This is a genomic window from Pseudomonas sp. NPDC085632, from assembly GCF_044541255.1.
In the GTDB taxonomy this organism is placed as follows: Bacteria; Pseudomonadota; Gammaproteobacteria; order Pseudomonadales; family Pseudomonadaceae; genus Aquipseudomonas.
The window spans coordinates 38,954-50,151 of record NZ_JBITSX010000051.1 but is presented as its reverse complement, the minus strand read 5'-3'; the positions used below and the strand labels follow the sequence as shown (position 1 = coordinate 50,151).

Genomic DNA, 11,198 nt, shown 5'->3' with positions numbered 1-11,198 from the left:
GTAGACGTTGTTGGGTGTGTAGGTGTTGCCCTTGACCACGAAGTCGCGGGTCTCGTAGCAGTAGAAGCCGTACCACATGTCAGAGAACTCGGAGCCGACGATCCAGCCAGTCGGTTCAGGACGCTTGAGCACCTTGGCCATGTTCGGCGTGTACTGGGAAATACTCACGCCGTACGACTTACTGTTGGCGTAGCCGAAACTGGCCATCTTGCTGTTGACGATGTAGGTCTCGGTGCCGCCCCAGGCGAGCAGGAACGGACGGAATTCTTTCGGCGAACGGAAGGTCGCCGGGCCGTTGTCCTTCTCGCGCCAGCCAGTGATTTTGGTGTCACGCACGAACAACTGACCGTCGTTGACCAGGAACGAACCGGCCTCTTGCGACAGGCGCAATTCCTGAGTCTGGCCGTCGATTTCGAGGATGCCTTTACGGCCAACCACGATCGGCAGCTTCGACAGGTACACGCCCGGCGAGGTCTCGCTGAAGTACTGCTTGGGCAGTTTCTTCGCCAGGTCCTTGAGGTTCAGGTAGCCGTCGTCGACGAAGATCGCCTGCGGGATGCCGTGCTGACGCACCACCCATTCGGCCATCTTGTTGTCGCCGCCGATAAAGTCCTTCAGCGCGTCTTCCTGCATCATCCGGCGCACGCTGATCTTGCCCGGTTTGCTGCGGACGATTTTCGCCGCAGCGGCTTCGGCGGTGAAGCCGGAGAGGTCGGGCAGTTTTGGCGCGGCCAGATTCAGCGCGTCGGTCGGCGCGCTGCTGACGGTGTAGGTCTTGGCCTGTTGCAGTTCTTTGGCCACGGTAGCCGGCTTGGCCGGTTGTGGCGCCGTCGGCTCCACGTTGGCGAAGGCGCCGGCGCTGGCCAGCAGCATCGCGCCGGCCAGCAGGCTGAGTGAGCCTGTCCTGGTGCTGATCATGTCGGGCACTCCCTTGGCGGTTTGCATCAGAAGCGCCAGATCACGTCGATGAACGCGCGGTGCATGTACGAATCAACCTGCTTGCCGTAGGCATCGCCCGGTTTGAACACACCGCCACGGAAACGCACGAGGGCCGAAGGCTCGTCGATCGACTGGCTCAGCGCCGCCGGCAACAGGCCTTGCTTGAAGTACTTGGTGACGACCAGGTCCATCTCCTGACCCAGGTCCTTGTTGCCGTCTTCAAGCGGCAGCGAAGTGCTGGAAAGGATTGCGCCGGTGGCGTCATCGGTGTTGTTTTCCACGGCGTTGATGCCGTTGCTGCCCACCGGCTTGTTGCCGTCGACACGCCAGAACTTGTGGTAGATCAGGCTGGCGTCGTACTCGTCGTTGACCATCCACGAACCGAACAGGGTCGCGGTTTGCATGTTGTTCATTTCGCCACGGAAGGCTTCGCCGAAACGGTGCACCCGCGAGCGCGTACCGGTGTAGTTGGAGCGGTTGCTTTCCAGACCGTTCTGCTCGTAATCGGCGCTGGCACGGGCATAGGCACCGCCGACTTGCCATTGCGGATCGAGGCGCAGACGCACGCCGATGTCGGTGGCCCAGCCGTTGACGTCATCGCTGCGCTTGGCTTGCGCCGGGCGCGAACCATCGGCGTTCAGCGCGTTGACCGAGTCGCGGTCGCCGCTCATGCCGGTGATGCTGCCCCAGTAGTTGACGGTGTTGGTGTTGCGCCAGTTGTAGGCGTCGCTGTCGGCGGTGAGGCCGAGCCAGCTGATGTCGCCGTTCTCGGTTTTATCCAGTGAGTCGCGCGGTACACCCGGTTCGGCGTAATCGAGTTTGCCGTCATCGTGGGTGTGATGACCGCGAATGCCAACCCATTGCCCCGGCGTCCACTGGTAAGCAGCGTCGGCGTAGGCGTGCAGGCGATCCTTGTCTTTCGGCGCCAGCTCTTTCAAGTCGGTGCGGTATTCGCTGAAGCGTTCGGCGACACCGGCGTTGGCGCGCAACAGGGTGGTGTCGAAGGTCCAGTTCAGCGCTTCGATGTTGGTGTCGCGCCATTGGCCGTCGTCATTGCGCAGGCGCTGGCGACCGAACTTGAGCATCTCGCCCGGGTAAGGCGTGAGGCCGCTGTAACCAACCCAGAACTCGCGCATCGCCAGGTAGTTTTTCTTGGTTTTGCGATCACCGTTGTCGGTGGCTTGTTCACCGTCGGATTGTTGCAGGGTGTCGGTTTCAATGATGTCGGTCGAGGTTACGGCCTGGCCCATGGCGTAGGCACTCCACGCGCCGCTTTCGCCGTAGATCCATGGACGCAGGTCAAGGCCGACACCGTTGACGTCGCCGCCCTTGGCGGTACCGAGGTCGCGGTCGTCTTCGGACTGGCCGGTGACTTTCACTTCGAGGCCGAAGTTCTTGGTTTCAGTCATCGCGGCCAGTGTCGGGCAAGACCAGATCAGCGCGAAAGTGAGGCCAATGCCGGCCTTCACGAATGGATTGAGCTTCATAATTTTTCCTCGCCGTCTTCTTCTTGCAGGGCGTGCAGTTGCAGCGTGTTCGGGTTCAGAGCGCCACGGCTGGCTTGCTCCTGTTGCAGCAGACGTTGGGCTTCGGCCAGACGCTCGGGCGGCAGTTGCGCGGCGAGGGTGGTCGCCAGCTCATCGGCTTGCGGCGTGTTTTGCGCCTTGGCCAGTTGGCTGAACACGTAGGCGTTGAGCGGGTCGGGCTTGGTGCCTTTGCCTTGGGAAAACAGCTGGGCGATGGCGAAGTCGGCGCTGTTCTGGCCGTTGCGCGCAGCGGTCAGCAAGTGATCGAGGGCTTTCTGCGGATAGACCTTGCCGAGGTAGCCACGGCGATAGATCTGGCCGAGGTAGTAGTCGGCGGCGACTTCGCGGCCGACGGCTTTCTGGAAATGTTCTTCGGCGACTTTGGCGTCGGCCGGGACCATTTTGCCTTCGTAGTAGAGCTTGCCCAGCAACAGCTCTGCGCGCGGTTGATCGGCGGCGCGGCCGTTGTCGAGGTACTTCATCATCTGATCGACGTCGCCCAGTTCGGGATAGTCGTAGAGCAACTGCGCCAGGGTCACCCACGATGCCGGGTAGCCCGGAGCGATCGGCTCGAGCAGCGACTGCGCAGTTTTTTCGTCAGTCTTGCCAAGGGTCGAATCGGCCAGTACACGGGCGACGGAATCGACGCGCTGCGCGGTGACGGTGCCACGGCTGTAACCGGCCTGCAGTTGCTTGATCAGCTCGGCTTGTTGCTCAGGCTGCGCGCGTTTCTGGTAAACGGTGGCCAGTTCGACGTAGCAGATGTCGGTGGTGTTGAGCGCGGCTTTGCAGATTTTTTCCACGTCATCCAGGTGCTGGTCGTAGGTGCCTTGGGTGCGATACAGCAGCACCTGCGCCAGACCTGCTTCCGGGTAACCGGATTTGCGCCACTGATCGATCTGCTGCTGCGCGTTGATGTTGGGGAAGCTGTGCGGGTATTGCAGGTACAGCATCGCCAGCGGGATCAACGTGTTGCCTTCGCCGTTGGCGGCGGCTTTTTTCAGCAGGCTTTCGGCTTCCTGATGCTCGGCTTCGGTGGAACCCGGTTTGGCCACCAGCAAGCGACCGAGACGCGCCTGAGCACGCGGCGAAACACTGGCGGCGGCGCGGTAAGTCGCCTCGGCCTGTTTCATTTGCGCAGGGTCGCGGCTGTCGACCTGGATATCGGCGAGGCCGACTTGCGCTTCGCTGTAACCCAGATCGGCCAGTTGCTGATAATTCTGCGCGGCGGTGGCGGTGTCGCCACGCTTGAGCGCTTCGTTGGCCAGACGCTGATCGGGCAGGCCGGCGCAACCGGCCAGGCTGACTGCCAATGCCAAGGCACACACGGTCCCCTTGTGGGAGCTGGCTTGCCAGCGATTCAGGCGACTCGGTTTTTCAGCTAGACCGCATTGATCCCATCGCTGGCAAGCCAGCTCCCACAGGGATTGTGGTGTTTTCAGAAAAAAGGTCACAGGCATGTCCTCGACTTAAAGACCGGCAGCCATGGCTTTGTCGATCAGCCAGTTCAGGTTCGGGCCACGGTCGCTGTTCACTTCCACCGGGCGACCGGCGAGGCTGCTGTCGAGCGGCTCGTCAGGTTTGATCTGCACGCGGATGTCGGAGGACAGGTCTTCGCTTTTCAGGCTGGTGCTGCTGACGATCTTGCCGGTGCGGGTCTTGTCTTCGCCGGCGATCTGGAAGCTCACCGGAGTACCCGGACGCACGTCGCCGAACTGGCGATAGGAGAAGCGCGCATCAACGTTGGCCTGGGTGTTGCGCGGTACCAACTGGAAGATCACGTCGCCCTTGCTCGCGTATTGACCGTCAGCCACCAGTTGCTGGGCCACGGTGCAATCGCACGGCGAGGTCAGGGTGCCGGTCATTTGCTTGCCGAACAGTTCTTCAACCTTGGCCGGGGACAGTTGATCTTCTTCCAGATGGCCCTTGAGCACGTCGAGCATGCTGGTGCTGAAGGTCGCCAGTGGCGCGCCTTTCGCGGCAACGCCGTCGGACTTGACCAGGCTCTGCACGGTGCCGTCGCGCGGCATGGTGATGTTCATCCCCGGCACGCTGACCAGACCGGCCTGCGCATGGCTGACGAAGTACATGCCGTACACCGATTTGAAAATGAAACCCGCCGCAATCAGACCGACCGCGAAAATACCGGCGCTGAAAGTCACTGCTTTCAGACGACCGAAAGGAGTCATGCCGGAGCCGCCGTCCTTGACCTTGCGCGCCTTGGTGAAGTTGTCGCGCTGCAGGGTCGCCAGCACTTCGCCGATGCTGACGATGTCGCCGGCCAGATGCGAAGTGATCAAGTGGCGCAGGGTGGAAATGTCCTGTTGTTCCAGGTTCTGGAACTGGCAGCCGACGCGGCCGGTCTGGCGGTCGTAGGAACGCACTTGCAGTTCAACGTCCATGGCCAGGCCGAGGTTGTCGATGACGAATTGCAGACGCGCCTTGTACACCTCGCCAATGGTCAGCGGCATCTGCCCGGCGTTGAACGCCAGACCGCCGGCGGACAGGTCGAGCACCCGCGCTTCTACCGGGGTCCGGTCGGGACCGAAGAAGCGCAGTTTGGCCGGGATTTTCACGCGGGCGTGTTGGCGCTGGGCTTCGGATTCATGCACTACGTTGACGTTCACGGCGGTATTCATAGGGGCGATTTCCTTGTTAATTCAATAGGAGCGGGTCAGACCATCATCAGCAGCACGGCGACGAAAATGCTGCCGGCGGAGAAGGTCATGGTCCGAGACGACCAGGTGTTGAACCAACGTTGAAAGCTGGCGAGATCACGGGTCAGGGATGTGGGTTGGCGTGTCCAGGATTGTTGGTCGAGGCGGAAGAACACATAGATCTTCACCAGCGCGCCGACGATCTGGTTGTAATAAAGAATCGCTGGATAAGCCGGGCCGATCCGGTGACCGGAACACGACAACAGCAAGGTCAGGATCAGGCGGGTGATGCCGATCCACAGCAGATAAACCAGAATGAACGCGGTGCCGTATTTGAAGCTGGCGATGATCGCCACGGTCAGGCCGAGCAAGGAGGTCCACATCGATACGCGCTGGTCGAACAGCACCACTGAAGTGAACGCGCCGAGGCGTTTCACCCCCAGGCCCAAAGCGCGGGAGTTCTGGCGCAGGTTGTTGCCGTACCAGCGGAACATCAGTTTGCGGCTGGCCTTGATGAAGCTCTTTTCCGGCGGGTGTTCAACGGTGTTGATCGCCGCGTCAGGCACGTAGAAGGTGTCGTAACCCAGACGCATCAGGCTGAACCAGCTCGACTTGTCGTCGCCGGTCAAAAACTTGAAACGGCCCAGACGCCAGTGTTGCAGCGAATCGCTTTCAACGTCGGCGATGAATTCCGGGTTGGTCACCACGGTGGCGCGGAACACCGACATGCGCCCGGTCATGGTCAGTACGCGTTTGGACAGGGCCATCGAGCACATGTTGATGTGGCGCTGGGCGAAGCGCAGCTTGTGCCATTCGCTCATGATGTAGCCGCCGCGTACTTCGCAGAATTCGTTGGTGGTCAGGCCGCCGACGTTGCCGAATAGCTGGAACCACGGCACGGTCTTGCGCACGGTGCCTTCGCCGAGCACGGTGTCGCCATCGATCACGGCGACGACTGCACGGTCGTCCGGCAGGTGACGGGAGATCGCGCGGAAACCATAGGCCAGGCCATCACGTTTGCCGGTGCCGGGAATGCGCACGAAGTCGAGCTTCACACGTTCTGGCGGATTCATCCGCGCCCACAGCGCCTTGACCAGCAGCTCATCGGACATTTCCACGATCGAGCAGACCACGGTGGTCGGCAGTTCGCAGTCGATGGCTTCGCGGATCACCGAGCTGTAGACCTGCGCGGTGGTCAGCGCGTCGATACGGAAACTGGTGACCATCAGGAACACATGCGACGGGTCCGCCGCCTTACCCAGCTTGCGCACTTTACGGCGCAGGTGCGGGTAAACGATGTAGAGAAAAATCATGCCGCGCACAAAGTGCGTTGCACCCATCGAGTAGCGCCAGATACCTACGGCGCCAATCAGGAAAATGAAGTCCTTCGACTCGGAGTCGAATGTGGACGTGGGCAGCATCAAGGCCAGGCCCATCAACAAACTTAGGTAGAACAGCCAACCGGCGGCCTGAAGTAGGCCGTGTTTTAGCCTGTGCATAATCTGCATCCGTCTCTATCTCGGGCCGGGCCCGATGGGGTTAAGGCAGGCTTACAAGAACTTGCAAGGACATGTAGGAGCTGCCGAAGGCTGCGATCTTTTGATCTTTCGCTTGGGATTTTGGTGTTCCCGAAAAGATCGCAGCCTCGTTTCACTCGACAGCTCCTACAGGGCTGCTTTACCAGCAGATACCTTCGGTACGGGTGCCAGCGTCGGTGGCTTTGGCCATGAAGCCGACCAGGTCGATGACCTGCTTGCCGTGCGGCGCTTGCTGGGCCAGCGCACGGAATTTCTCGTCGCGGTTGCCGAGGATGATCACGTCGGAGTTGTCGATCACCGAATCGAAGTCCGCGTTGAGCAGCGACGACACGTGCGGGATTTTCGACTCGATGTAGTCCTTGTTCGCGCCGTGAACACGGGCGTACTCGACGTTGCTGTCGTAGATGCTCAGGTCGTAACCCTTGCCGATCAGCATCTCGGCCAGCTCGACCAGCGGGCTTTCGCGCAGGTCGTCGGTGCCGGCCTTGAAGCTCAAGCCGAGCAGGGCGACTTTGCGTTTATCGTGGCTTTCAACGATGTCGAAGGCGTTCTGCACTTGCGATTCGTTGCTGCGCATCAGCGAGTTGAGCAGCGGTGCTTCGACGTCCAGGGAACCGGCGCGGTAGGTCAGGGCGCGCACGTCTTTCGGCAGGCACGAGCCGCCGAAGGCGAAGCCTGGGCGCATGTAGTACTGAGACAGGTTGAGGGTCTTGTCCTGGCAAACCACTTCCATCACTTCACGGCCATCGACGCCGACCGCTTTGGCGATGTTGCCGATCTCGTTGGCGAAGGTCACTTTGGTCGCGTGCCAGACGTTGCAGGTGTACTTGATCATCTCGGCGACAGCGATGTCCTTGCGGATGATCGGTGCGTCGAGTTCTTCGTACAGCGATTGCAGAACGTCGCCCGAAGCCTTGTCGAATTCGCCGATGACGGTCATCGGTGGCAGGTCGTAGTCGGCGATGGCGGTGGATTCACGCAGGAACTCAGGGTTGACCGCAACGCCGAAGTCGACGCCAGCCTTTTTGCCGGAGCAGTCTTCGAGAATCGGGATCACCACGTTGGCAACAGTGCCGGGCAATACGGTGCTGCGTACAACGATGGTGTGGCGGGTGGTTTTTTCACGCAGAACAAAACCGATCTCGCGGCACACCGCTTCGATGTAGTTCAGTTCGAGGTCGCCGTTCTTTTTGCTCGGCGTACCGACGCAGATCATCGACAGGTCAGTGTCACGAATCGCTTCGGCGAAGTTGGTCGTGCCACGCAGACGACCGGTCTGGATACCCTGTTGCAGAAGTTCGCCCAGACCCGGTTCAACAATGGGGGATTTGCCAGCGTTGATCATGTCGATCTTGTCTTTGGCAACATCGACGCCAACCACGTCATGGCCCCGTGCAGACAGGCAACCGGCACATACTGCGCCAACGTAACCCAAACCAAATATGCTGATGCGCATCGCAATTACCTCTGTATATATCAGGCCTAGAAGGCCGGAGTTAATGGTGTTCAGCGTTCACTAGTGCACTCGAAAGTGCGGCTTACAGGCGCCACAATGCCGTGTGCAGGCATACTAAGTTTCGAGTGTCTAAATAAGTGCACTCAAGATGTGCGCAACCAGGCCTTGTTGTTATGACGTGCCCTGTTATGCAGCCGATCTTCTTTTGAGAAGACTCTTGTGCAATCGTCTTGCGCGCTCGATGTCAGGATGAAAGTCCCGTAAATCAAGCGATTGGGTGCTCAGGCGAGCACGTTTATAGGGGCGCGGCCATGGCCTTTATAGGGGATATAAATGGTGCGTATCTCCTGTCCATCGTCTGTTTTGAGACTAGTTAGTCATCTAGGCAAGTTGCTGTGGCAACTTGGTTACATGGCTATCTGCTCTGCGTAAGTTATCTCGTACAAACTCGGCGAGAATCGTTACCGGTGGTATGAGCTATGCATTTGGACGAAGTTCCTGCCCGCTCATCGCGAAACCTGAAATTTCTTGAAATATTGTCGGAGATGGCACTAATCTCAATTTGATAGCACTTTCATTTTCGACCTTTAATAACAGGCGAATAATCACGTTAGATAGTTTTGTGCCACTACGGTGAAAAAAATCAGGTGCCACTACTGAAAAAAATGATCAGTGTCGAGTGAAACTAAAATTAGAAAGGACAGGGATTATTTTCTGGCGCCATAAAAATGGCGAAATAAGGCGAGGGATTTTTGACATCGTGCGAGCTGCACGACTCTTAATAGAAAGAGTCGTGCATTGGGCATGCTTTATTCGGGGGCGTGGTCGCGCAAAAACACCAGATTGTCCGGTTTCGACTGCTCGGCGCTGTAGTGATAACCCTGCACATCGAACTGCTTGAGCAAGGCCGGATCGTTGATTTTTTCCTGGATCACGAAACGGCTCATCAGGCCTCGGGCCTTTTTCGCGTAGAAGCTGATGATCTTGTACTGGCCGTTCTTCTGGTCCTTGAACTCGGTGTTGATGATCCGCGCGTTCAGGGCTGTGCGTTTCACCGCCGAAAAATATTCGTTGGACGCCAGGTTGAGCAGCACGTCGTCGCCCTGATCGGCCAGCGCTTCATTCAGCCATTCGCTGATGCGCGTGCCCCAGAAGGCGTACAGGTCTTTGCCACGGGCGTTGGCGAGTTTGGTGCCCATTTCCAGGCGATACGGTTGCATCAGGTCGAGCGGGCGCAGCAGACCATAGAGGCCGGAGAGCATGCGCAGATGCTTTTGCGCGTAATCGAAATCGGCTTCGCTGAAAGATTGCGCGTCGAGGCCGGTATAGACGTCGCCCTTGAAGGCGAGCAGCGCCTGCTTGGCGTTCTCCGGGGTGAACGCGGGCGTCCAGCTGCCGAAACGCGCGGCGTTGAGGCCGCCGATCTTGTCGGACACGTGCATCAGTTCGCTGATCTGCGCCGGGGTCAGCTCGCGCAATTGCTGGATCAGTTCCTGGGAATGGTCAAGGTATTGCGGCTGGGTGAAGCGCTGGGTCGCCGGCGGTGTTTCGTAATCGAGGGTCTTGGCGGGGGAAATCACCATCAGCATGAAGTCGTCTCCTTTAATCGTGGGGGCGATTCTAGGGGGTTGTCGGTGTTGACTCCAGCTATGGGGGTAATAGGTGTGGGGAAGCTCGGGCATTTGCGACGGCTGGTGGATTTTTCCCTCACCCTAACCCTCTCCCGGAGGGATAGGGAGAGGGCTGGGGTGAGGGCGGCGTCCTTCAGCCTTGCACATCAGCTATAGTGCCGCGCGGGTTTTGTTATGGAGACATCCCTTTTGCGCATTGTTCTTTTATTCACCGCGTGGCTGTTGAGCGTCGGTGCCGTCGCGGCGCCGGGCGATATTGCGACGCTGGATCGCAGCACCTGGCCTGAGCAGCTCAGCAACCCGACCTTGTTTGATGTGGCCTCACGCGCGGAAATCCTCATGTTCGCCCGTGTCCTGCTCGGCACCGAGTCGATGGACGAAGCCGCTCTGGCCCAGCGTCTGGGCCTGCGCACGGTCAATATCGACGCGATCAACGGCCTGCGCCAGCGCCTCTGGCAGCGCCTGTTGGCCAACTACAACTACGCCCAGCAAAGCTGCGATCAGGATGCCTCGTTCTGCTTCCTCGTCGAAGACCTGCCGACCCTGCGTGAGCAGGCCGCCAAGTTTGTGGTCAGCGACGACAGTTATTACACCAAGTGGGCCGAACCTAGCCGGATCTTCCATGTGCAGTATCTGGATGAGTTGATGCGCAAGGCTGCACTGTCGCCGCAGACCAGCAATGAATTCGATCGTTTCGGCGACTACGAACGTAATGGCGACGAGATGCACGATCGGCTGTTTCTGCTGACGTTCGACAGCGCCGCCAATGCGCAACCGGACAATACCGGCTGGCTGGCCGAGTACCTGCGCAAGTCGAACCTGAGCGCTACGTTTTTCGTTTTGGGCAAGGATATTCAGGCGCGGTTGGCCGAGCGTTCGGTGAGCAGCCTGCAAGCAGCGTTCTCGCAAATGTGCGTGGGTGTGCAGGGTTGGGAGTTCCGGTCCCACAGCCACTGGCAGGACTGGCAGGATTCGGTGCGGCGCAGCGCTGATCTGGTCAGGAACAAATTGCCGGAAAACTACGTGCCGCTGTTCCGTCCGCCGGATGGCCAGCGCCGCAGTGACGCGCAAGACTTCTTCAACAGCCAGGGCCTGCAAGTGGCGCTGTGGGACATCGATGCCCAGGACGGCGCCGGCAAGCTCAAGGGCGCAGCGAGCGCGCAACGGGTGTTGACCTTGATGTTGTTGTGGCGCCACGGGGTGATCAATTTCAACGTCAAGCAGGACGCGGTGAAGATCTCGATGCCGTGGCTGCTGACGCAAACGGCGCAAAGCGGTATCGGTTGGGAGGACTGTCAGGACGCGTTTCGCTGAGAAACGGCAGAAGCCCGGAAACATTGGGCTTGGGGCGAATTTTTCAGAGGATTCGATGCAGGCGGACTTCCGACTCTAACGGTGTCGACGGAGTCCGCCAAGGGCTTTTCGTCACTTTGCAAAATAAACTTAAAAAA

The 11,198-nt window shown here is 59.4% G+C and carries 7 protein-coding genes and 1 pseudogene; 1 reads left to right on the top strand and 7 read right to left on the bottom strand.

From position 1 onward, the window contains the following. The 7 genes and pseudogenes from ACIF4X_RS24490 to yaaA form a co-directional block, all read right to left on the bottom strand. A pseudogene (locus ACIF4X_RS24490) lies at nucleotides 1-918 on the bottom strand (right-handed parallel beta-helix repeat-containing protein); the annotation flags it as partial. Between the two features lie 26 nt (nucleotides 919-944). Next, nucleotides 945-2,426 carry an alginate export family protein gene (locus ACIF4X_RS24485; RefSeq protein ID WP_397484073.1) on the bottom strand — a complete coding sequence of 494 codons (1,482 nt, stop codon included), beginning with the start codon at nucleotides 2,424-2,426 and terminating at the stop codon, nucleotides 945-947. After that, a complete protein-coding gene (algK, locus tag ACIF4X_RS24480; protein ID WP_397484072.1) occupies nucleotides 2,423-3,925 on the bottom strand; it encodes an alginate biosynthesis TPR repeat lipoprotein AlgK in 1,503 nt (500 codons plus the stop codon). The genes ACIF4X_RS24485 and algK overlap by 4 nt, the downstream gene beginning before the upstream one ends. A 9-nt stretch (nucleotides 3,926-3,934) precedes the next feature. After that, complete coding sequence (locus ACIF4X_RS24475; protein WP_397484071.1) at nucleotides 3,935-5,104, bottom strand: PilZ domain-containing protein; 1,170 nt, start codon at nucleotides 5,102-5,104, stop codon at nucleotides 3,935-3,937. Between the two features lie 35 nt (nucleotides 5,105-5,139). Continuing rightward, complete coding sequence (gene alg8 / locus ACIF4X_RS24470) at nucleotides 5,140-6,621, bottom strand: mannuronan synthase (RefSeq protein WP_370872605.1); 1,482 nt, start codon at nucleotides 6,619-6,621, stop codon at nucleotides 5,140-5,142. 178 nt (nucleotides 6,622-6,799) lie between these two features. Further along, nucleotides 6,800-8,116 (bottom strand): nucleotide sugar dehydrogenase, encoded by a 1,317-nt coding sequence (locus ACIF4X_RS24465; RefSeq protein ID WP_008087506.1) that lies wholly within the window; start codon nucleotides 8,114-8,116, stop codon nucleotides 6,800-6,802. 809 nt (nucleotides 8,117-8,925) lie between these two features. Next, nucleotides 8,926-9,705, bottom strand: a complete 780-nt coding sequence (yaaA, locus tag ACIF4X_RS24460) for a peroxide stress protein YaaA (RefSeq protein WP_397484070.1) — start codon at nucleotides 9,703-9,705, stop codon at nucleotides 8,926-8,928. Between the two features lie 231 nt (nucleotides 9,706-9,936). On the opposite strand from yaaA, the gene ACIF4X_RS24455 reads away from it, so the two are divergent. Continuing rightward, nucleotides 9,937-11,061, top strand: a complete 1,125-nt coding sequence (locus ACIF4X_RS24455; RefSeq protein ID WP_397484069.1) for a polysaccharide deacetylase family protein — start codon at nucleotides 9,937-9,939, stop codon at nucleotides 11,059-11,061. Nucleotides 11,062-11,198 lie beyond the last annotated feature (137 nt).